Genomic DNA, 22,842 nt, shown 5'->3' with positions numbered 1-22,842 from the left:
TTGTTTCTACTACCACAGTTACAAAATGAAAAAAAAATTCGCGTGTTATTTTCTAACAATTTCATTTTTCCTTTTGTCATGGGAGCTTTTTGCTAAAAACAATGCATCTTTTTCTTTCCTGTGCCCACCTCCCTCAAAAATAGCCTCCCACTTCTCCGACTCATTTGATCTTATTCTTTCTTATTCCTGGCATACTCTTCGAGGTATTTTAGGGGGATTCTTTTTAGCGTTATTGTTATCGATAGGGTTGGTCATTCTTATGCTTGCCTACAAGCCTGCGAAAGATCTCCTGAATCCTCTCTTCATCTTAGTACAATGTACCCCTATGTTTACCCTAGCTCCTTTAATCGTTCTATGGTTTGGCTGGGGCTTAAGTGCTGTCATCGTTCCTACAGCACTCACAGTTTTTTTCCCTCTGACCATCACTATTTATCAGGGGATTACATCTACTCCCGAAGAATTTCTCGAACAATTTATTTTACATCAAGCCACAAAAAGACAAACCTTTATCAAGCTACGTCTTCCGCACGCTCTTCCTCATATATTTTCGGGATTAAAAATTGCTATGGGGTCTGCAGGATTTGCAGCTATAGCTGGAGAATGGGTCGCTTCACAATCCGGTCTAGGAATTCTTATTCTAGAAAGCCGAAGAAACTATGATATGGAAATGACCTTTGCAGGATTGTTTGCTTTAACAACCCTGACATTTATCCTATTTCAAGGTGTTTTATTAAGCGAAAAACTCACATTTGCTCTATTTCGCATAAAAAAAACGAAAAAAAAATTTAGACTTCCTAGTAAAAAACTGGCTTTCCTACTTCTTCCTTTGCTCATCCTGCCTATATGGAAACTTAAAACCAAGCAAGAGACGCAGAGTAATCTTACTCCTATAACATTGCTTTTAGATTGGACCCCCAATCCTAACCATATCCCTTTATACGTAGGAGTTTCCAAAGGATTTTTCCGAAATCAGGGTATAGATTTACATATTCAAAAAAGCACTGATACGGGCGCTGTGATTCCTCATGTTTTGTTCGAAAAAGTAGATCTGACCCTCTATCACGCCCTTGGAGTAGTAAAAACTTCTTTACAAGGGGCCCCTGTACAAATCGTAGGATCCTTAATTGGATCCACTCTACAAGGATTTATCTATAGAAAAGAAGATAACATCACAAAAATAGAAGACTTGAACAATAAGGTTCTGGGTTTTTGTTTAAACAACTCCAAGAATCTATCCTGTTTATTAGAAACACTACGCCTACATGGTGTTGTGCCCTCAGAAGTGAGAAATGTAAGCTCTGACTTGATCTCACCGATGTTATTGAAGAAAATCGATTTCCTATACGGAGCTTTTTATAATATCGAAGGCGTAAAGTTAGAAACACTAGGAATGCCAGTGGGATTCTTCCTTTCTGACTCCTATGGGCTCCCCACAGGCCCTCAGCTTCTCCTATGCGGGAAAAAAGATACAAAAGCTACATCTCCAGAAATCGTTAAAGCCCTCCAAATCGCCCTTCAACAAAGTATTGACTTCTGTAAAAAGCATCCCAAAAAGGCTTTTCAGACATATCTTAAAGCCACGGCCGATACCCCGAAAATCGTTAAAGATGAGCTCCTGCAATGGAAGGCAACTCTTCCTCTACTCGCTAAATCTCAAGAGCAACTAAGTGAAGATCTAACAAAGACTTTACTAAAGTCTATAGCACAGCGCTATCCAAACCTTGCAGATAAAACCTCTGAATTCTCTCTAGCTCAGATATACCCATCTAATTCACAGGTTTGCCAGGATGAGAAAAGACATGAGCAAGTCGAGATAGCACATCTCGAAGGACTTCCATCGGCTTCTGCTCAGCACTAATGCGCGAAATTTTATGCAAAGGGTAGAGCTGAATAATGGCATCAATATCTTTTTGATACGATTGCAAACGTTTCTGCAATACCTCAATGCCTACCTCATTAACTCTTCCCTTGCTATAGAGAGAATGTTGTGTACGCTCGAGTAGTTTAGCTTCTTCATGTACTTCTAAAATAATTACATGACGTACCGTGATATACGCATCAAGAAGTTTCGCCTGGCCTACTGTTCTTGGAAGACCGCTAATGAGAAGATCTTGACGATCAGGAAGAAACTTCCCTGTAGCAATTAATCCTTGAACATAATAATTCCATACAGCAACGACATCTTCGTCCGGTATCAAAGATCCAGAAACTGCATATTTATGAAAAAGCTGTCGGATAGGAGACCCTATAGGATAACAACGGAAAATGTCTCCTAAAGAAACATAAACTTGGCTACCACCATGAGCTATAAAGTCTCCTAATAAATCTTTACCAGCTCCTGGAGGACCGAATAAAAGAATAGAAGAAAAAGGTTTAGTATACAGCTTTAAGCTATCAGCTATCGATTCATCGATCATAAAATAATTTTAGCTAGCGCTACCCCAGTTTGTATGTTTCCCCGCACTTTAGTCGATTACCTTGAAAAATAATAGCCCTAGCATATAAAAATTCTCCCCATGGACACTATGTATCTTTTATTCCCCCAGGCCTGCATATTATTATTAGCGGCGGATGCTCTAACTAATGTTTTAGCATTAAACTGTGTACTTTCTAATTATTCTAGAAAGAAACGATTGTCTCTATTAATCAGGGAAAGCTTGTTTGCTCTTGTTAGCATGTTTGCCCTTTATGCTGCAGCTCTAGGAACCCTATATGTATTAAAAACACCTCCATGTGCAATACAAGTTGTCGGAGGGATTGCGGTCACTTTGGCAGGAATGCGAGCTATTTTAAATCTAAATCGAGAAAATACCTGGCAAGGCTTTGCCTCTACCTCCTCCTTATCCCTAGTTACGCCTATTGCTCTACCTCTTATGATCGGGCCTTCTTGGCTAGCAGCCTGCTGCATTTTAATAGGCAAGCGCTACAGCTTTACCTCTATCTCGCTTATTCTCTTTCTTTCTTGGGCACTGATTTCCTTAACAACTATCATTTTACAAGTTTTTATCGGTGTAGGAAAAGAAAAGACGAAAGTTCTCCTTGCCACCCAAACAGTGCTTGGTCTTTTCGCAACGATTGTAGGCACACAGCTGCTTATGTCTGGATTACAACTAGCTTTCTTATAAAAGAGACGTATTATGCTATTAACTCTGATTAATCTTAGTTTATTATTCTACGTTCTCTTTGATGCTCCGGGATCTGTTCCTGTTTTCGTATCCTTATTGAAGCACTTTTCTGCGAAAAGACAACAGCGCATTATTCTTAGAGAGTGTGTTTTTGCTCTTGCCACATTGTTGCTGTTCGTCACTTTCGGGAGAAAATTCTTCCATTTTCTGGATATCTCCCTATACGCATTTCAATTTATCGGGGGCGTACTATTATTTTCAGTATCATTGAAAATGATGCTTGTTCCTCCCCCTGTAGAATCTGATTCTTCTGAACCTTGCTCAGAACCGATTTTCTTTCCTCTGGCCTTTCCTATAATTACTGGTCCTGCAGTCATTACCTCTTTACTTAGCTATATGGAAGAAGGGCTGTTTTCTAAAGAGCTTATTCTAAGTGCTATGATCATAGCGTGGGTACTTTCCGTATTCACTTTATTAAGTTCGAGCTTTTTTAATCGTGTCCTAGGACCTTCTGGCCTAGTCGCTTTGGAAAGATTATTCAGTATTGCTTTATTATTAATGTCTGCAAACCTCATGCTTAAAGGTATTTCAATAGCATTTAACATTGGTTATTATATTAAGTAGTGTAGCTAAATGAAAAGAAATGATCCCTGCTGGTGTGGAAGCAAGCGCAAGTGGAAACATTGCCACTATCCTCAGTACCCTAAACTATCTTGGGAACAACAAAAACAATACTATGCATCGCAATACGATATTATTTTAAAGACCCCTGAACAAATCGAAAAAATCCGTTATGCCTGTCAAGTGACAGCTCGTATTCTGGATGCGCTCTGTGAAGCCTCTAAAGAAGGTGTGACTACAGAAGAGCTAGACCAGCTCTCCCGTAAATTACATAAAGAATATGACGCTATTCCGGCGCCTCTAAATTACGGCTCCCCTCCCTTCCCCAAGACTATTTGCACCTCTCTTAATGAAGTAATCTGTCACGGGATTCCCAATAATATTCCTTTGAAGAACGGGGATATTATGAACATCGACGTTTCCTGTATTGTCGATGGGTATTATGGAGACTGTAGCCGCATGGTCATGATCGGAGAAGTCTCAGACATAAAAAAACGCGTATGTCAAGCGTCTTTAGATTGTTTAAATGCAGCTATTGCTGTGTTAAAACCTAATCTACCCCTATACGAAATCGGCGAAGCTATAGAGACTTGTGCCGATGATTACGGGTTTTCTGTTGTTGATCAGTTTGTAGGTCACGGGGTAGGAATAAAATTCCATGAAAACCCTTATGTTCCCCATTACAGAAACCGTAGCGCTATTCCCCTAGCTCCTGGAATGATATTTACCATTGAGCCCATGATCAATGTTGGGGAAAAAGACGGAATTCTTGACCCAGAAAACCACTGGGAAGCACGGACTTGTGACAACAAACCCAGTGCGCAATGGGAGCATACCCTGCTTATTACTGAGACAGGTTATGAGATACTAACTCTTCTAGAGAAGTAACTTCATCTTCTAGGCACTCTATATGCACTAAAAGATTCTGAATAATCTCAATGTCCTTCATGTCTGCAAAGTTAGAGGAATTCTCCTCTTGCTTTTGCAAGGCAAGATATTCCTCACGAACCAAGAAGAGTTCCTTACGCACAGCCGCTAAAGCTTCTGTCTTTTCAGCAAACTGTTCCTTTAACTGAAGATATTTGTCTTTGTATAACTTAGATTCTTTATCAACGGTCGTTTTAACACCAGCCTCTAGCTCACTTATGAGACTATGTAGCTGTGCAAGTTCCTTATCTTTCTTATACAAAAGATCCTGAAACTCTTCCAACCGCAAGCGCAATTCTTCCACTTCCTGAACACGAGATTGAAGACTATTACACATGTCTTCTAGGCTTTTTCTTAGTAGCTGTTCTTCAATAAGTTCATTTTCTAAAGATGTCACTTGTTCATCTTTTTCTTGTAAAGTACGAAGCCACAACTCCGAATCTCCATGCTTCCTATCACTAGACGAAGTTGTTTCTTTTCCTGATACCCAAGAAAACACAGAAGTTGTTTCATCTCCGGCTACAAGACGAACGTATTCATTATGTAAAATCGCATAATCTTCTAGCCAACTGTTTTTCTGATCAGCAAGAATTTGTAAATCTAAAGCCATGTGTTCTTGCTTCTTACAAGAATCTTGTAATAAGGCTCGACACTCATTAAGCTCAGATTCTAAAGCATGCGCACGATTCTCTAAAAATTCACATGCCATAGCCTTATCTTGAACCGATTTACCGTAAGACACTTGAAGATCAGCGTATTCATTTGATAGCTGATCGTATTTTTGTTGTTGTTGATCGTTTTCTTCATCAATAAGAGAAATGCCAAAAGCAAAAATCCCCCAAGATAATAAAAGGGCTGTGGACAGTCCTAAAGCCCAAAACAATGAAGAACAAGTAGAAATATGCTTATAGTAATACACTGAAAGAAATAAACAAGAAACTACTCCATATCCCCAAAAATGAAAATACACGGAGGCAACTAATGATAAAGCGGAAAAACACATTATCAATGGAAGCAAAGTTATGTTAACAACAGAAGCACAACCCAACCCACCGAAAATCAAAAGCATAGATGATAGAAATACCCATTCTATTGAGAAAGATCTACACCTACCCACTAGAGCTTCCCATCCAAACCCTTGATATAGTTTTTGATAACGATGCTTATTAAAAACGTGCATGGCCTAAAATCCCATACAAGAATACCCCTAGGACCCTCCCAGAGAGTCTTGAGCTTTAGTTAATAAATAGCTAATTACAGCAGGATCCCCCTCATAGGTCATCTCTACTGTTATCTTGCCATCTGAAGACGCATGCCCGCAAGCTACCAGTACATAAGCACTAACATCCTCACTGAAAGTTCCTGTACTGTCATCACATTCGTTTCCAGACACTTCCTTCTCCTCTCTAGCTAAAGGCACCTTATTTCCAATCAAGCGACTTCACTTTGACCGATTGATAACAAGTCCTTTATTTTCTTTAGAAACTCTAAATTTTAGAGACCAAAACTTTTTTATTTTCCTTACAAAATTTTTAATTCTATTCGCCGTTAAAATAAAACAACTTATTAAACAAAAACACCGTTAATCGAATTTATTATTTAATAAAACACTTTGTTTATTGGTAAAATAAAACTAAATAAAACTAAAAATTTTTCCATTATGACAGTACAACCTATAAGCACCACATCTGTAGATTCGATAGCATCTAGAGAAGCGACGCAGGCTGCTCCACTCCCCCCCCTTGATCCGTTAAACACACCTCCTATTGGTGCATTGCTTTTTAGCATTTACGAGCTTCTTTTACAAGCGATTGAAATTCGTCAACAAACAGTTCTGACTCAATCACAACAATTAAATGACAATACTAATATTCAACAACAATTAAACCAAGAAACTAATCAAATCAAATTTGCTGTGGTAAACGCTGGAGCTAAAGAAGACGATATTACTCGTGTACAAAACCAAAACCAAAACTACTCTGCTCAAAGATCAAACATCCAAGATGAATTGGTTACTGCGAGACAAAACGGACAAATTATTCTCTCACACGCCTCTACGAACATTAATATCATCCAACAATTAGCCTCTCAAGACTCCTCCTTCTTAAAAACAACAAGTTCCATCGGGAGCACAGTAAACCAACTGAATAAACCCCCCTCATAAGCAAATAGGGAAACAACTTAAAGTTAATTGAAGAAAATAGGTAGGAAATTATGTGGTTCTCTTCTTCAGCAGTCCAAACCAGTCCCAGAGCCGCTATTGACGTTCCCGGGACATCTATCACAGGTGGACCCAATACAGCAACAGCCGATGAGATTATTGCAAAATTTGCGAAAGATTCCAATCCACTGATTATTACCGTATACTATGTATACCAGTCTGTATTGGTCGCTCAGGACAACTTATCTATTATTGCTCAAGAACTTCAGGCTAATGCTTCTGCTCAAACTTTTTTAAACAACCAAGAAGCTTTGTATCAATACTTAACTATTCCTAAAAACAAATTAAACGACAACTCATCGGCATTCTTACAAGATGTTCAAGCAACAAACCAAGCCGTAGGAGCTTCCAGACAAGCATTACAAAACCAAATTTCTGGATTGGGAAATGGTTCTCAGGTGATTTCGAGTAACTTGAACACTAACAATAATATTATCCAACAGTCGCTACAAGTTGGTCAGGCTTTAATTCAAACATTCTCACAAATCGTGAGCTTGATAGCAAACATTTAATTATAAGGAAGCTATTACAATGAGCATACAACCCAAAACATTAGATACTGATAAAATCCCAGCAGTTGTTCCTCCATGTACAAAAGTTGTATCAGACAGCATTGTAATTAATAAACCCTCAGCTATTTACTTCTGCATTTCTGTAATGTTGCAATTATCAACATCAACTACAGAATTCGGCAAAGCAATTATGGCTGTGCTACAAGACAACACAGTAGCTCAACAAAAGAAAACTAAAGAACTCATCAACTTGCCTCTATTGAAAGTCCCCGATCTTCAAAAAGTTGATAACTTCGATGAAAATAAACCTTCTTATAAAAACCAAACAGAAATTCAAGCTTACCAAACATCTAACCAACAAATTACCGCTAACCGACAGCTTATCCAACAAGAACTGTCCGCAGCACAACAAAGAGCGCAAGCTAATCAAAAAGCCGTAAACGCCACCTCTACAGAATCTATGAAGTTATTGCAAGCAACTAATGCTCTCCTATCTTCATTACAAGAATACACTATTAAAGCAAATTTAACGACTTCTCCATCTGATTAATTATTTAGATAAGGACTTCTAATAAAACAATCCATGATCTAATATGAAACAGTACTGAACAGAAAAGAATCAGGTAAAACCTCCATGAGGGTTATCTTCCCAGATAAACATAATAAAAGCCCGCTTCTCACTCAGCTACTTAAACAGCTTCCTTCGTTTATTTTAATAACCTCATGTATATCCCCTATGATTTCATATCTTATGAAAAAGATGTTTGGTCTTCCGGGGATTATTGAAGTTTTAGCCCTATCTACTGCAGGAATTCATAAACATAAATTTTGGCAGTTTATCACCTACCCTCTCGTTACAGCAGACTCTCTATGCATCCATAAAGAAGGATGTATGGACATTACACAACGTCTACTTATTAGAAATGTACTCGGCTTTATCTTCTTTTATAAAGCAACTAACCACATTATCCGAAAGTTAGGATCAATAACTTTCCTAATCCTTATTGTCACCCAAACTTTACTTACAGGAGTAGTCATTTGGGCATGCCTAAAACTACTTCACAGCTCACAAGTCCTGTTTGGTCCAGAATGTTTAATTAGCATGCTAATGTTAATTTGGGTTTTCCTTGACCCAGAACAACGTCTTACTCTTACCCCCCTCCCTGTTACCCTATCACGTAAATGGGGATTTGTCATCCTAGCTGCTATCTATTTTTTCATCCTATTATTCCTAGGAGCTTTTGCTATATTTTTTGGATCACTGCTATCCATAATTTTTGGAGTCCTCTTTTGCTATAAAGAAAAAATTCCTAATCCCTATAGAATATCTCGAATGTTTTAACCCTCATCAGAGAATAAAGCTAAAATTGCAGCCCTAGCCTCTCCCAACCCAGAAAGAACTCCCTCTTCAAAACGAAAGCAAGGATTTTCTTCCAATATAGAAAAATCCATGGGCTGTAACACATCATCAGATGTTAAGTTGGGAACAATCTGTTCTCCCACAGCCTGTAAACGAGATTTTTGATTTTCATAAAGCTGATTTAACAATTCGTGTATTTTATTTTTCATTTTTCTCTTTTCTCTTTTCTCTTCTCTATAAAAAATTGTTTCATCAATTGTTCAGATTCTTCACGACATATCCCAGAGAAACATTCTACCCGATGAAAAGGGTGTTTTTCTGTAAAAACATTTATCCAACTCCCTCCTGCACCTAAACGCAAATCTGGAGCTGCCCAGACAATTCTACGGACGCGAGCCTGTTGAATAGCTCCAGCACACATCAAACAGGGTTCGAGAGTACAATAGAGCACAGTATCAACCAGACGCCAGTTTTCTAAATATTGTGCCGCAGCTCCTATACATAGAATTTCAGCATGAGCTGTTGGATCTTGCAGCTTTTCTATAGTATTATGACCACGAGCAATTATTTTATTATCTTTAACTATAACACAGCCCACTGGGACCTCATCCTCATCATAAGCTTGGCGAGCTTCCCTCAAAGCTTGTTTCATAAAAAATATATCTTTTTCTATATTCATCAGATTTATGTTAAATAACTCTCAACTACTTTTTGAATTGGATTATAAAAAAAATCCACCTATTAAGAAATAGTAAAAACATCTCATATTAGTTTAACGACCATTTTCGAATCAGATCAAAAACATAGAATTTTTATTTGCAAATCAAAAAAACCCGTCTTACCATACCAAAAGGTGTACATTAACAATCCTCTCAAGTATAATTGGCTTTTGCGGCAATTATTTTATTTTAAGGAGACATCCAATGTCTTTGGATAAGGGAACAAAAGAAGAAATTACAAAAAAGTTTCAACTTCACGAAAAAGATACCGGTTCAGCAGATGTGCAAATCGCTATATTAACAGAACACATTACAGAACTAAAACAACACCTCAAGAGATCTCCTAAAGACCAAAATTCTCGACTAGCCCTACTTAAACTTGTTGGGCAAAGAAGAAAACTCTTAGAATATCTTAATTCTACAGACACCGAAAGATATAAAAATTTAATTACAAGATTAAATCTAAGAAAATAATCTTTTATTTATTTTCCCCGAAAAAAGATTTAATTAGGAGACCTTCATGACTTTTGAAACTATTTCCGTTACCCTTGAAGAAGGCAAAACACTAGTATTTGAAACGGGGAAAATTGCTCGACAAGCTAACGGAGCTGTTCTTGCTCGCATGCAAGAAACTTGGGTCTTTTCATCTGTTTGTGCGGCCACTCTTGAGGAGCCCGTAGACTTCCTGCCCCTAAGAGTTGACTACCAAGAAAAGTTCTCTTCTATAGGAAAAACTTTAGGTGGATTCATTAAAAGAGAGGGTCGCCCAACAGAAAGGGAAATTTTAACTTCTCGCCTAATAGATCGGTCCATGCGTCCTTCTTTGCCCAACCGGTTAATGCAGGACGTACAAATTTTATCTTATGTGTGGTCATATGACGGGGTAACCCTACCCGATCCTATAGCAATTTGCGGTGTTTCAGCAGCTCTGGCTATTTCCGACATTCCTCAAATTAATATTGTAGCAGGTGTCCGTGTTGGTTTTATCAACAACACTTGGGTCGTTAACCCGACAAAAGCTGAAATGGATGTTTCCAGGATGGAACTGGTTTTAGCGGGAACAGAAAAAGCTATTCTAATGATTGAAGGTCATTGCGACTTTTTCACAGAAGAGCAAGTAATCGAGGCTATCGAATTCGGACATAAGCATATTGTCACAATCTGCAAGGCAATTGAGGATTGGCAAAAACAAATAGGCAAAGAGAAAAATACTAGTGCTGTTGTTCCTCTCCCTGAACAAGTGCAGACTGCTGTAAATACATTAGTCGAAGGCAAATTCTCTGATCTCTTACAAATTAAAGAGAAAAAAGCTTTCGAAGCAGCTTCAAAGCAACTAGAAAATGATATCGTAGAGAAACTTCAGGAAGAAAATGAAATCTTTACGCCCTTGAATATCAAGACTGCTTTTAAACAAGCGAAGTCGGATTATATGCGTTCTTTGATACGCAAGCAAGGTCTGCGTTCTGATGGACGTTCTGTAACAACAATCCGTCCTATTTCTATTGATACATCATTCCTTCCAAGGACTCATGGAAGCTGTTTGTTCACTCGCGGTGAAACTCAAACTGTAGCTGTTTGTACTTTAGGCAGCGAAGCTATGGCACAGCGTTATGAAGACTTGAACGGCGAAGGATTAGCTAAATTTTATTTACAATACTTCTTCCCTCCTTTCTCTGTTGGAGAGGTAGGAAGAATAGGATCCCCGGGAAGAAGGGAAATTGGTCATGGAAAACTGGCAGAAAAAGCTCTAAGCCACGCTCTTCCCGATCCTGCAAAATTTCCTTACACTATCCGTATAGAATCCAATATTACGGAATCTAATGGTTCTTCATCCATGGCATCTGTTTGTGGAGGCTGTTTAGCTTTAATGGATGCTGGAGTTCCTATAAAAACTCCGATAGCAGGTATTGCTATGGGGTTAATTCTTGACGATGATCACGTAACTATTCTTTCCGATATTTCTGGATTAGAAGATCATTTAGGGGATATGGACTTCAAGGTCGCTGGAAATGCTGAAGGAATCACAGCATTTCAAATGGATATTAAAGTTGAAGGTATTACCCCAGAGATTATGCAAGCAGCTTTAGCTCAGGCTAAAAGCGGGCGTCAAAATATCCTTGAAACAATGAAGGCAACCCTCGCCTCTCCAAAAACAGATTTATCACAGTACGCTCCTCGCATTGAAACAATGCAAATCAAGCCAAATAAGATTGCTACTGTTATTGGGCCTGGAGGCAAACAGATTCGTCAAATTATTGAAGAAGCCGGAGTGCAAATTGATATTAATGACTCAGGTCTTGTCAGTATTTCCGCATCTTCTCCACAAGCAATAGAAAAAGCTAAGTCTATTATCGAAGGTTTAGTTGGCGAAGTTGAAGTTGGTAAAATCTATGAGGGTCGTGTGACCTCTATTGTTCCTTTCGGAGCTTTCGTTGAGATCCTCCCCGGCAAGGAAGGTCTTTGCCATATTTCTGAGTTCTCTAAACAACGTATAGAAAACGTTGGCGATTTTGTTAAGCAAGGAGACATTCTTCCCGTTAAGCTGCTAAGTATTAACGAAAAAGGTCAATATAAACTCAGCCATAAAGCCACTCTAAGCGAGTAGTTTACTTCTTATCTTCACAGTGTTCCTGTAGATTTTTTGTAATAAGATAAAAAAAGCCACAGTATTTGTGGCTTTTTTAGTATCAACTCTAGATCAAAAATCGCTTAGGTTGTGGTGTTGTTAAGTTTTAACTCACCTTCTTTCATAGTATCTTCTTGAGGAGGCGGAGGAGGCAAATCATCCGACACTTTCTTGAATAACATACCCTCTTCTTTTAGACGCGCTCTTTTCTTTTCTGGATCCCAAGTATGATCCATGATCTCTTTGACATCTTTAGCATCTAAAGTTTCAAACTCAATTAACATTTGAGTCATGAGTTCAACTTCATCGCGATGTTCTCTGATAATCGTTAATGCACGCTGATAAGCAGCATCTAATAAAGATCTTAGCTCACAGTCTATAGTTTTTGCGGTTTCTTCGGAGTAGTTTTTCTCATGATAAGATCCATAACCTGTAGTGGAATCTGAACGCTCATCATAAGTTACAGTACCCAACTGCTCACTCATTCCCCATTCGCAGACCATACTACGTACTAATTTCGTTGCCTGAGAAATATCTTGCTGAGCTCCACTAGAAATGTCTCCTAAAAAGATATCCTCAGCAGCACGGCCACCCATAAGAACAGCTAACTGATCAAAAAGTTCTTTTTTCCAGTAACTAAGCTTATTCTTCTCAGGAAGAAAATGAGTGGCTCCTAAAGATAAACCTCTAGGAATAATAGTAACCTTATCTACGGGATCCGCATGTTGAACACAAAGCCCCACAACGGCATGTCCTGATTCATGATATGCTGTCGTTTTTCTTTCTTCAGCATCCATTTCTAAACTACGCCGCTCTTTACCATAAAGGACTTTATCACGAGCTTCAGCAACATCTACAGCAGTCACCGCTGTACGATCCCTGCGGGCAGCAAGAAGAGCGGCTTCATTCAATAGATTCTCTAAATCGGCTCCTGAGGCTCCAGGAGTGCTTCTAGCCACAGCCATAAGATCTACTGTAGGATCTAATTTGATTCTTTTAGCATGTACAGAAAGAATTTCAAATCTACCCTTAATATCAGGTAAATTCATGATCACACGACGATCAAAGCGTCCAGGACGTAATAAGGCCTTATCTAATACATCAGGGCGGTTAGTCGCAGCCATAAGGATAACACCTTCGTTGGTGCCGAAACCATCCATCTCTACAAGTAATTGGTTTAAGGTTTGCTCTCGTTCATCATGACCACCGCCAATACCAGCACCTCGATGACGACCTACAGCATCAATTTCATCAATGAAAATAATACAAGGAGCATTTCTCTTAGCTTGTTCAAACATATCGCGAATACGACTAGCTCCAACCCCAACAAACATCTCTACGAAATCCGAACCTGCTATGGAGAAAAATGGCCGGTCAGCCTCCCCAGAAACAGCTTTGGCTATTAAGGTTTTTCCTGTTCCTGGAGGCCCGATTAGCAATACTCCTTTAGGAATCCTCCCGCCTAAACTTGTAAACTTCGTAGGATTCTTTAGAAAGTCTACGATCTCTACTAATTCTTCTTTAGCCTCCTCGATACCAGCAACATCAGAAAAAGTCACCTTATTCTGCCCTTTCATTAACAAACGAGCTGGAGACTTTCCGAAAGACATTGCAGAACCGTTCATACCGCGTACTTGTCTGGAAAACACAAAATAGACAAAAACAAGAACGAGTATAATAGGCAAAAATGTAAATAAATAGCCTATGTAATGGGGTGCTGGTTCCTCACTCTTAAAAGTTTTCTCAAGAACTAAATTACGCGGCTGATCCGGAGCCTTGAAAGTTAAAGTACGGTTATGAGAGAAGTTTTCCCACTCTTGCTTAGCTACAGAAAACCAATGTGCAAATACTTCAGGATCTTGTTTTTCCAACGCTCGAGAAGATAACTCTTGGTTATTGAAAAACCAAACGACCTGGCTAAGTTCTCCCCGAAGCTTATCTAACTGTGCCTGATTTATTTGACTATCTTCGACAAGTTTTTCATATTTGCTACGTTCTTCGCGATACAAACGTACTGAACGTAATTGTCCAAAACGTTCTCCGTTATCAGACAAAGCCAAAGATGAAGAAATCTTCTGTAGAGCACCTAAAACCTTCTGATAAAGAATGTCTAACTGCTCTGCATCCGTGGACTGTGTCAAAGAAAGCTCAACTTGCTGATAAAGATCTTTTAGTTCTCGTTTTAAGCTCTCAGAACCTATGCCTAAAGCTGGAGATAGATATTTTCCTATAAGTTCATATAAATCAGAACCAAAGGTACGTAAATTCTCACTAAGCCGAGGAAGCGTTTGATAGCGCTGCTCTAAAGAACGCAAATTAATAATTTGGAAATTATTTGAACCATAAATGACAAGGGCCCCTAAAGAAGATTTTCCTAAGTCTATACTAGGAGAAATTAGATAACCCGTTTCAGGGATAGGAGATCCAGAAATAGCAGAAAACCATAAAACAGAGCTCTCTACCTCTTTTGAAAGAACATCTAAACTCTTATTTATTTCTTGAAGATCAAACTCTAATTGATGTCTTTGATCTATCAACTCTAAGTAATGATAGCGCAACTGACTTTCAGTTGTGGGCGACTCTCGAAAACGACCACTAAATGATACTAAATTATCATTCAGAGCAATCTTTCGGCTATCTTCGGGATAAATCAATTTTAAATTTACTAAATGCTCTAGCTGATGGCTAAAACTGACCCGGGCTTTCTTGGCGACTAGAAAATTTTGAACAGCAATTACACCGAAAATCACACCAAACAGAAGGAAAAAAAACACCGTAGGGAAACTTTTTTTCGATTCGGGCTTCATTTTTTTATCTTTAGACATAAACTACACAACTAAGCTAATCAATCAGACAAGTAATTATTTAATATATCATATTTTTTATTATTTTGTTTATAAAACCCTGTTATAAAATAAAAAAAATATGACTCTCTGCATATACAAAGAACTTCTACTCATCATCTTCAAACAAACGATGAGAATCGTCATTATATACTTTCTATTCTATCATTACTACTCCAGCTTTTACGATGACTCTTTTATTTCGAAGTCGCATTTGTGCCGGCAAACCACGGTTTAGATGATCATAAACTGTTTGCAAGAAATGCCTTGAAGCAACAATCCCAGCACTATAAAAGAACTCCTTACACACCCATTTGGTAAGAAAAACTTGTTCTATTAATGTTTTAGGAATTTCAAGCGACAAGGTTGTATTTTCTTTCCGTATTTTTTCAAGAAATGGTTGTGCTTGTTGTTTCATATAACAAGACAACTCCTCAGAATCTTGAGCTAAAGTCAGTAAAGGTTGCGTGATATTCTTACCAAAAATCTCTTCCAACCAAGGAAATATCTTATTGCGCATTCTAGCACGTAAATACCGTTCATCGGTATTTGTTATATCATGAACATAGTGAATATTTGCAGCATCTAAAGTACGGGATAAAACTATCTTAGGAATATGCAATAGGGGTCGTAAAATAGGGATACCTTCGTAATATACTTCACCCCTCATTCCCTTCAAATTACTTAAATGAGCTCCTTCTAACACACGCTTTAAAACAGTCTCTGCCTGGTCATTAGCATGATGAGCTAAAAATATCCCCGAAAGATTTTTTTTCTGACACACTTTATGAAATAACGCATAGCGGTAACGCCGTGCAGCATTTTCTTGATCTCTTGAAGTCCTATATTCAGGGGGAACATGATCTACAATAATAGGCACGCCTTCTGCTTGACACCTAAGTTCAAGTTCCTCAGCTTCACGATATGATGACTCCCTCCATCCATAATCTACGTGAACAGCGATAAAAGAGACTCCTCGAGATTTAAGAAGATATAAAAGGAATAATGAATCACTCCCTCCAGATAAAGCAAGTAGGTAGCTTTTTTTCATATCTAAGGAAGAAAAAAAAACTTCTAATCGCTTATCATTTCTGAGTAGACAAGATAACATAATCTAAATACATGTCCGTATAAATTCATTACAAATGCGTTAAGGCTTATTGACTTGAAAAAATATTTTCTCTTTATCCTTAACCTTGAAGAACTCCTGTCATCAGGTATGCTATGCCTATTCTATGGAAAGTCTTAATTTTCCGTTATTTAAAAACAATTACGTTTTGTACGCTTAGCCTTATCTGTATTTCTATTATTAGTTCTCTGCAAGAAATCGTTAGTTACATCGCAAAAGATGTTCCCTACCCAACAGTTTTACGATTAACAGCCTACCAGATTCCCTACTTATTACCTTTTATTCTTCCAATTTCTTGCTTTATTTCTGCATTTACACTTTTTCGTGGTCTTTCTGATAATAATCAAATTACTTTTCTTAAAGCCTCTGGAGCTTCCCATGGAATTATTATCTTCCCTGCTCTCATGGTTTCCTGTGCCATTTGTTGTATAAATTTTTATACGTGTTCTGAATTGGCTTCCATTTGTCGATTTCAGACCTGTAAAGAAATTGCCAATATGGCTATGACTTCCCCAACACTTTTACTTCAGACGCTACAAAAAAAAGAAAATAACCGTATTTTCATTACTGTTGACCACTGTGCGAAAAGTAAATTTGATAACGTGATCATTGCTTTAAAAAGGGATCAGGAAATTGCCAACGTAGGGATTATTAAAACTATCATCCCAGATGTTGCCAATGATACCGTACAGGCAAAGAACGTGGTGATGATTTCAAAACTTCCTTCGACCCTAACAGATCAACACTCTTCAAACTCCCAAGAGTATTACATAGAATCCTTAAATGAAATGCTGATTCCTAAAATAACTTCAACGTTATTCGCGGGAAAATCTTATATGAAAACACGAACAGATTATCTACCCTGGAAGCAGCTTGTTAAACAATCTTTTAGTCATGCGCACTTACCTGAAACCTTAAGAAGAATCGGTATAGGTTTACTCTGTATCACTCTGACTTATTCCGGTATGGTATTAGGGACATACAAACCGAGATTTCGCAAACCTATAATTCTCTATTGTGTTTTCCCTGTTATGGATTTGATTTTATTAATAGTTGGCAAAAACACGAACTCTCTTTTCCCTGCGCTCATGCTATTTATTGTGCCGCAAGTCATTTCTTGGATTGTTTTTGCTATCCGCGCATATCGAGAAAACAGAGGTTATGCATAAATGTATATTTGGAAACGTTACGTATTAACCAAGTTTTGGTTGTCTTTAGTATTTTTAATCGTACTCGCCTTTATTTTTTATGCTTCCATTCACCATTCCCTCCATGCTATTAAAGGAAATGCTACCCCACTAGCTTCTGGGGCATCTTTAAAACTTTCGATCCTGTATTATCTATCGCAGATAGCTCTTAAAGCAGAATTTCTGATTCCGCAGCTTGTTGCTGTAGCAACAACCCTGACGCTATTTTCAATGCAAAATAAGCGCGAAGTTCTTCTCCTTCAGGCTTCTGGGCTTTCGTTAAAGTCTCTAACAGCCCCTTTAATTGTTTCAAGTTTCATTATCACATTACTCTTATACGCTAATTTTCAATGGCTACATCCTATATGTGAAAAAATATCCACAACGAAAGAACATATAGATAGAGGCACCTTAGATAAAGCTCAGGATAAAGTTCCTGTTTTGTATCTCAAGGATCAAACAGTTCTTCTCTATTCTTCCATCGAGCAGAAAACTCTAACTCTTAATAAGGTGTTTTGGATTAAAAATCCCAAGACGATCTACACAATGGAAAAGCTTGCATTTACAACACCATCTCTTCCTATAGGTCTTGATGTCATACGTTTTTCAGGCACAGAGTCTGGAAATATGGAACTCAGCGAATTCTCAGACATGAAAGAATTTCCTGAAATTGAGTTCGGATTCTATGACAATCCTTTTTCTAAGATTTTCACAGCAGGAGGGAAGAATCGTCTTTCAGAATCTTTCCGCGCCATTCCTTGGAACGCTACGGGCTTAGGATTATCAACAACCGTCCCTCAGCGTATCTTATCTTTATTATCCACGTTTTATTATATGCTGATTTCCCCCCTAGCTTGCATATCAGCTATGATTCTCTCCGCCTATCTTTGTTTAAGATTTAGTCGCGTTCCAACAGTCACTCTTGCTTATCTTGTTCCTCTGGGCACGATAAATACCTTTTTTGTCTTTTTAAAAGCCGGAATAGTTCTATCTAATAGCAGTGTTTTGCCAACTCTGCCTGTAATGCTATTTCCGTTAATTGCCTTAGCAATATTTACAAACTATGCTTATGCTAAGCTTCAGTAATTTCATTTAGATAACCCGAGAAATTCCACTTTTCTAAATCGTAATTAAAGATAGGTTTAAGGTTAGATAGATTTTGTCTATTTTTTCTCAGACAATTTAGAAACTTACTCATCAATTCAATGTAATTTGCAAATACTAACCTGTCTCTAGCCACTAAGGTTGGAGCCAAAACTTTCACCATAAGCAACTTTAATCTATGCTCATCCCAAAACTCATCGTCAGCAAAGAACGAAAACCCTGAAATGAATACCGATGCATAGTCCAAGCCATCTTTGGACATAACTATGAGATTATTTGGGTCTATAATTTCTATAAGCTTAAATACGATTAAATAAGAAATAATGTGTAGAAGCAATAGTTTATCGTTTTTAAATAGGATCTTTTTCTTAGAAAAAAATGTTTCTTTCAAAACTGAAAGACTATCATCTATAAATGCATGAATTTTCCCTATCGACACATCGGGAACTGAAAATAGAGATGAAGATCCTGATTTATTAAATTCTTCTTTGAATACAGAAAAGAATCCCAAAAAGGTTTCCTGCTCACCATGCATCTTTTCTATGCCGTTCAGCAAATCTTCTGGCTCTGGGAATGAAAATACATGTGCCCTATCAATACCGTCCAGGATCTCTTCTAAAACACGACTTCTTGCTCGATCTTTCCTCGATAAACGATTTTGTATGTTTAAAACTAGAGTCGTATCTCCGAGATTTGCTTTAGCATTAAGAAAGCCTATAAATTCCTCATTACAATTAGCATACAGTATAGAACTTTGCGTTATAGGGCTCGGGGATCTTATTACATTTATTGATTTATCTCCTAGCTTCAAAGTACCTTCTAATCCAGGAAACATTCCTAGAATAATAGGGTCAAATACTGAAGAATGAGGATCTAGCATTCTATCTATAGCTTTAAACAGTGGCCCGTTGGGATATTTAGAAAGAAACCGATATAGCTCCTCATAAATCTCAGAAACATAGTGTCCTGAAGACAAAGGTTTTTTCTCTCCTTCAGGATGTAATTTCGTATGTATATGAAAATACAGATACCGAGCTGCCTCTGTAAATGCGAGTTTGCTTTCAAAAATTCCCGAACTTAAAGCAGATATGAGTGTGAAGGAATGCCGGTAATGCGTCTGATCATGAGTATGATCGCTCAAGGTTTTCCAAGCATCCCTAAGGAAATAAAGAAAATCATTAAAATAACGAAGATTATCTTTCTTAGGGTTATTAGAGACGACCGTTGCATCATATCTAGAAAAAAATAACCCCATAACAGCATTGTGGATCTTTTTTGTGGACTCTGTTTCCAAATCGCTCAAAGCTTTCTGATAAAATAGACGTATCGGCATGTCGTTAGCAAATACTAACGAAGATGCTATGTTATGAAGTTCTTCGCTATTCCACACAATTGTTTTTGTTAAGGGATCGCCTTCATGAGCTGTCTCATGAACCTTTCCTTGTTTGCAAATAATCTGAATAAGCGTGTCTGTATAAAAACGCTTATTTTCCTCATCAGACATATAGAAAAGCTCATAAGAACGGTCACGTTTGACTTCTACGAGGTTATTTAAGAAACGCTCTTCTTCGCACATTTCTTCTAATTCTCGTTCTACTAGCTCCTCTTCTTCTTCCTCCTTAATAATCTTTCGACTAAGATTTGCCTGCGTCTTATTGTAAACCTTACTTATTTCAGAATAATCGTTAGCTAAGCTCTGGTATAATTCTCTCTCCCTACTTTCTAGAAAAGAAAATACATTCTGCACTCCAGCGATTAGAAAATTTGATTCTTGCAAAGCCTTATTAGCTTCGCTCTTAGGTAAGGAACCAGCCTTCTTAAGATAATCTTCTATATTCTTAAGAGCTTGTTTCATTTCACCAACGTAATGATCGTTTGAAAACAATTCATTAATTTTGGCGCTATTTATAAAAGATGCCGGAGAGCCATAAGAAATCTTTTTTAATTTCTCTAAATGCTCCAGAGCCTTTTCAAAATTATAACAAGCTTTTCTCATATTTCCCCATAAAGGAATCAAAAAATTAGATTATTATTTTGCGATCGTTATATTACTTTATTACAAAAATCATTTAACCATCAATTAATTTTGAAATAGAATTAGAACTATAATTAATAAAACGTTGATACAAAGAAATTAAAACAAACAAAAAAAAGAATAGGATAAAAAACGGAGATAAAAAAGCTAGAAGAAGCTAAGAAATTGATAGTCATAAAGAAACGGAAGAAGAGGGATTCGAACCCCCGGACCCTTTCAGGTCTCCTGTTTTCAAGACAGGTGCATTAAACCGCTCTGCCATTCTTCCTTAAGAAAATTGCTGTAAAAACCTTAGATCGTTTTCACAGAAAAGACGGATATCAGAGATTCCATGTTTCAACATGGCTAACCTTTCAATACCCATGCCAACAGCATAGCCTGTATAGATTTCAGGATCAATACCGCTGTTGCGCAAAACTTGAGGGTGTATCATACCAGCTCCAGCAACTTCCAACCAACCAGTATGTTTACACAAGGAACATCCAGATCCTCGACATTCACAAGAAACGTCTACTTCTATTCCCGGCTCAACGAAAGGAAAGTAACTATGTCGTAAACGCAGTTCTATTTTCCTTTTAAAGAACGTATGGTAAAACTCTGTTAACATCTCTGTCAAGTCAGAAAGTGTTACATCGCGATCAAGATAGAAAGCCTCTACCTGATGAAAAATCACATGCGAGCGCGCTGAAATATCTTCATTGCGGAAACAGAGGCCGGGGGCAACAACCTTTATGGGAGGTTGCCCTTTGCTAAGTTCTCTAACTTGAACATTAGACGTATGGGTGCGTAATACTGTTTTACCGTCTAGATAAAAAGTATCATGCATTTGTCTAGCAGGATGATCTTCTTCAAAGTTCAGAAGAGAAAAATTATTCTCTTCACTTTCAATATTCGGGGCTTCGCGAACACAAAATCCCAAACAAATAAAGATATCCACAACATCGTCTAAAACTTTTTTAACGATATGCTTTCCTCCAGGACAATGAGATTCTCCTGGTAATGTAATATCGATTTTTTCTTTGAGAAATTCTGCGGACTCTTCTGCTAGAAGAATAGAATCATTTTTTTCTCGGATTTGCTCCTCGATATATGTTTTGCATTCATTTATGGAAGCACCCATTAGAGCCTTTTGGTCTAAAGGACACTCCCTTAACTTATCAGCAAAACAACGAAAAAGACCCTTCTTTCCTAAATAACGAACCTTTAGGTCAAAAAGATCCTTTGAAGAGTTAACTTGATTTAGTTCGATACAAAATTGTTGCTTTGTAGCTTCAAGTTCCTCTTGAATCGTCATGCGATTTATTCCCTAAACAGTTGCCTCTAGAGCTTTTTTAGCCTGATTGGCTACTTCTGCAAAACCTTGTGGGTTGTGGATAGCCATTTCTGATAACATTTTTCTATTTAACTCGATACCAGCACACTTCAGCCCGTTAATTAAACGACTATAAGATAAACCATTTATTCTAGAAGCTACGTTAAGACGTGCTATCCAAAGACTACGAAAATCACCTTTACGATCTTTTCTGTGCATATAATTGAAAGCCATGGCTCTCATTACGGAAGATCGGCTTTGACGAATGTGGCCTTTTCTATCTCCCCAAAAACCTTTAGCTTGTTTCAATATACGCTTACGACGGCGTCTGGAAGCTACTGAACCTGTTGCTCTCACCATAATAAAAAATCCCTTTATCCTTAAACAAGCATCATTCGCTTATACATCCCCACCTGTCCCTTATCTACCAAAGGCTGCTTAGATAGGTTACGTTTTTCCTGCGAAGATTTTTTTGATAATTTATGCCTCTTCCCTGGGCGAGTTCTTTTTAATTGACCAGAACCTGTCAACTTAAAACGCGCCGCAACGGACTTATTGCTTTTCATCTTGGGCATTGAACTTGTCCTGCTTTTTCTTGGTTTTTACCGTCCCCGGAGCCACTACGCAAATTAAGGAACGGCCATTTAATTTTGGCTCGGATTCTACGAATCCCACGTCTTCGAGACCTTGACTCATTTTTTGCACAACTTTGTGCCCATGTTCTGGGTAAGCAAGTTCACGACCTCGGAACATACACGTAATTTTTACTTTATTACCTTTCTCAATAAAAGATCGCGCCTGCTTTAGCTTTGTGGAGAAGTCATTCTCATCAATGTTGGGCTTTAACTTAACTTCTTTAATACGAACCTGATGCTGGGCTTTCTTAGAATCTTTTTCTTTTTTCGTTAAATTATAGCGGTATTTGCCATAATCCATAATTTTACATACAGGTGGCTCGCTGTTAGAAGCAACTTCCACAAGATCTAAATCGGATTCTCTGGCTAAATCTAGAGCATCTTTTGTATTCAGTATGCCCAATTGTTCGCCAGAAGAACCTATAAGACGGACTTTAGGAGCTCGTATCTGCCTGTTAATTTTTAAATTTAATGCCACACTCTATC

24 protein-coding genes and 1 tRNA gene are annotated in these 22,842 nt (G+C 37.9%); 12 read left to right on the top strand and 13 right to left on the bottom strand.

The annotated features are described in order from the left end of the window. The first annotated feature begins 25 nt into the window (after nt 1–25). Nucleotides 26–1,858: an ABC transporter substrate-binding protein gene (locus CF_RS01335; RefSeq protein WP_041467933.1), complete on the top strand. Its 1,833-nt coding sequence runs from the start codon at nt 26–28 to the stop codon at nt 1,856–1,858. Here the strand turns inward: CF_RS01335 and CF_RS01330 are convergent. Continuing rightward, a complete protein-coding gene (locus CF_RS01330) occupies nt 1,767–2,417 on the bottom strand; it encodes an adenylate kinase family protein (protein WP_011457818.1) in 651 nt (216 codons plus the stop codon). The two genes, CF_RS01335 and CF_RS01330, sit on opposite strands and share 92 nt — an antisense overlap. A 99-nt stretch (nt 2,418–2,516) precedes the next feature. On the opposite strand from CF_RS01330, the gene CF_RS01325 reads away from it, so the two are divergent. Genes CF_RS01325 through CF_RS01315 form a run of 3 tightly spaced genes read left to right on the top strand, consistent with a single transcriptional unit; the run spans nt 2,517 to nt 4,634 of the window. Next, nucleotides 2,517–3,125, top strand: coding sequence for a MarC family protein (locus tag CF_RS01325; RefSeq protein WP_011457817.1), 609 nt, complete (start codon nt 2,517–2,519; stop codon nt 3,123–3,125). A gap of 12 nt (nt 3,126–3,137) precedes the next feature. Beyond that, nucleotides 3,138–3,749: a MarC family protein gene (locus CF_RS01320; protein WP_011457816.1), complete on the top strand. Its 612-nt coding sequence runs from the start codon at nt 3,138–3,140 to the stop codon at nt 3,747–3,749. A 9-nt stretch (nt 3,750–3,758) separates the two neighbouring features. Then, complete coding sequence (locus tag CF_RS01315; protein WP_011457815.1) at nt 3,759–4,634, top strand: methionyl aminopeptidase; 876 nt, start codon at nt 3,759–3,761, stop codon at nt 4,632–4,634. Here CF_RS01315 and CF_RS01310 read toward each other — a convergent pair. After that, nucleotides 4,591–5,742, bottom strand: coding sequence for a hypothetical protein (locus CF_RS01310; RefSeq protein ID WP_148174344.1), 1,152 nt, complete (start codon nt 5,740–5,742; stop codon nt 4,591–4,593). The genes CF_RS01315 and CF_RS01310 overlap by 44 nt on opposite strands. Before the next feature lie 138 nt (nt 5,743–5,880). Next, nucleotides 5,881–6,066, bottom strand: coding sequence for a hypothetical protein (locus CF_RS01305; protein WP_041468063.1), 186 nt, complete (start codon nt 6,064–6,066; stop codon nt 5,881–5,883). A 267-nt stretch (nt 6,067–6,333) separates the two neighbouring features. On the opposite strand from CF_RS01305, the gene CF_RS01300 reads away from it, so the two are divergent. From CF_RS01300 to CF_RS01285, 4 genes are all read left to right on the top strand, one after another. After that, a complete protein-coding gene (locus tag CF_RS01300; RefSeq protein WP_011457812.1) occupies nt 6,334–6,837 on the top strand; it encodes a DUF720 domain-containing protein in 504 nt (167 codons plus the stop codon). Nucleotides 6,838–6,887: 50 nt separating this feature from the next. Beyond that, on the top strand, nt 6,888–7,406 hold the full coding sequence (locus tag CF_RS01295; protein ID WP_011457811.1) for a DUF720 domain-containing protein: 519 nt from the start codon (nt 6,888–6,890) through the stop codon (nt 7,404–7,406). A 19-nt stretch (nt 7,407–7,425) separates the two neighbouring features. Continuing rightward, nucleotides 7,426–7,956 (top strand): CT847 family type III secretion system effector, encoded by a 531-nt coding sequence (locus tag CF_RS01290; RefSeq protein ID WP_011457810.1) that lies wholly within the window; start codon nt 7,426–7,428, stop codon nt 7,954–7,956. An 84-nt stretch (nt 7,957–8,040) separates the two neighbouring features. After that, nucleotides 8,041–8,748, top strand: coding sequence for a hypothetical protein (locus CF_RS01285; RefSeq protein ID WP_011457809.1), 708 nt, complete (start codon nt 8,041–8,043; stop codon nt 8,746–8,748). On the opposite strand, the gene CF_RS01280 is transcribed toward CF_RS01285, so the two are convergent. Both CF_RS01280 and tadA read right to left on the bottom strand, forming a co-directional pair. Then, entirely contained in the window at nt 8,745–8,975 is a 231-nt protein-coding gene (locus CF_RS01280) for a hypothetical protein (protein ID WP_011457808.1), read from the bottom strand. The genes CF_RS01285 and CF_RS01280 overlap by 4 nt on opposite strands. Next, on the bottom strand, nt 8,972–9,445 hold the full coding sequence (gene tadA / locus CF_RS01275) for a tRNA adenosine(34) deaminase TadA (RefSeq protein ID WP_011457807.1): 474 nt from the start codon (nt 9,443–9,445) through the stop codon (nt 8,972–8,974). Before tadA ends, CF_RS01280 begins: the two co-directional genes overlap by 4 nt. A 244-nt stretch (nt 9,446–9,689) precedes the next feature. Between tadA and rpsO the strand changes: the two genes are divergently transcribed. Both rpsO and pnp read left to right on the top strand, forming a co-directional pair. Next, nucleotides 9,690–9,959, top strand: a complete 270-nt coding sequence (rpsO, locus tag CF_RS01270; RefSeq protein WP_011457806.1) for a 30S ribosomal protein S15 — start codon at nt 9,690–9,692, stop codon at nt 9,957–9,959. 46 nt (nt 9,960–10,005) lie between these two features. Beyond that, nucleotides 10,006–12,090, top strand: a complete 2,085-nt coding sequence (gene pnp / locus CF_RS01265) for a polyribonucleotide nucleotidyltransferase (protein WP_011457805.1) — start codon at nt 10,006–10,008, stop codon at nt 12,088–12,090. A 104-nt stretch (nt 12,091–12,194) separates the two neighbouring features. On the opposite strand, the gene ftsH is transcribed toward pnp, so the two are convergent. Together ftsH and tilS are read right to left on the bottom strand one after the other, a co-directional pair. Beyond that, the gene (gene ftsH / locus CF_RS01260) at nt 12,195–14,936 is read right to left on the bottom strand and encodes an ATP-dependent zinc metalloprotease FtsH (RefSeq protein ID WP_011457804.1); all 2,742 of its coding nucleotides are present in this window, start codon (nt 14,934–14,936) and stop codon (nt 12,195–12,197) included. Nucleotides 14,937–15,111: 175 nt separating this feature from the next. After that, on the bottom strand, nt 15,112–16,065 hold the full coding sequence (gene tilS / locus CF_RS01255) for a tRNA lysidine(34) synthetase TilS (RefSeq protein ID WP_011457803.1): 954 nt from the start codon (nt 16,063–16,065) through the stop codon (nt 15,112–15,114). Nucleotides 16,066–16,178: 113 nt separating this feature from the next. On the opposite strand from tilS, the gene CF_RS01250 reads away from it, so the two are divergent. Next, nucleotides 16,179–17,252, top strand: coding sequence for an LptF/LptG family permease (locus tag CF_RS01250; RefSeq protein WP_011457802.1), 1,074 nt, complete (start codon nt 16,179–16,181; stop codon nt 17,250–17,252). Then, on the top strand, nt 17,253–18,356 hold the full coding sequence (locus tag CF_RS01245; protein ID WP_011457801.1) for an LptF/LptG family permease: 1,104 nt from the start codon (nt 17,253–17,255) through the stop codon (nt 18,354–18,356). Here CF_RS01245 and CF_RS01240 read toward each other — a convergent pair. The 6 genes from CF_RS01240 to infC form a co-directional block, all read right to left on the bottom strand. Further along, nucleotides 18,343–20,370: a hypothetical protein gene (locus CF_RS01240; protein ID WP_011457800.1), complete on the bottom strand. Its 2,028-nt coding sequence runs from the start codon at nt 20,368–20,370 to the stop codon at nt 18,343–18,345. The two genes, CF_RS01245 and CF_RS01240, sit on opposite strands and share 14 nt — an antisense overlap. A 222-nt stretch (nt 20,371–20,592) precedes the next feature. Beyond that, nucleotides 20,593–20,677: transfer RNA gene (locus CF_RS01235), tRNA-Ser, on the bottom strand. After that, on the bottom strand, nt 20,678–21,703 hold the full coding sequence (gene pheS, locus CF_RS01230) for a phenylalanine--tRNA ligase subunit alpha (protein WP_011457799.1): 1,026 nt from the start codon (nt 21,701–21,703) through the stop codon (nt 20,678–20,680). 12 nt (nt 21,704–21,715) lie between these two features. Continuing rightward, nucleotides 21,716–22,081, bottom strand: coding sequence for a 50S ribosomal protein L20 (rplT, locus tag CF_RS01225; protein WP_011457798.1), 366 nt, complete (start codon nt 22,079–22,081; stop codon nt 21,716–21,718). 20 nt (nt 22,082–22,101) lie between these two features. Beyond that, entirely contained in the window at nt 22,102–22,296 is a 195-nt protein-coding gene (gene rpmI / locus CF_RS01220) for a 50S ribosomal protein L35 (protein ID WP_011006725.1), read from the bottom strand. Continuing rightward, a complete protein-coding gene (gene infC, locus CF_RS01215; protein ID WP_011457797.1) occupies nt 22,274–22,834 on the bottom strand; it encodes a translation initiation factor IF-3 in 561 nt (186 codons plus the stop codon). The genes rpmI and infC overlap by 23 nt, the downstream gene beginning before the upstream one ends. Nucleotides 22,835–22,842: the final 8 nt, after the last annotated feature.

Source organism: Chlamydia felis Fe/C-56 (genome assembly GCF_000009945.1).
In the GTDB taxonomy this organism is placed as follows: domain Bacteria; phylum Chlamydiota; class Chlamydiia; order Chlamydiales; family Chlamydiaceae; genus Chlamydia; species Chlamydia felis.
Note: the sequence above shows the minus strand (reverse complement) of the source record. Positions and strands in the feature narration are given on the sequence as shown.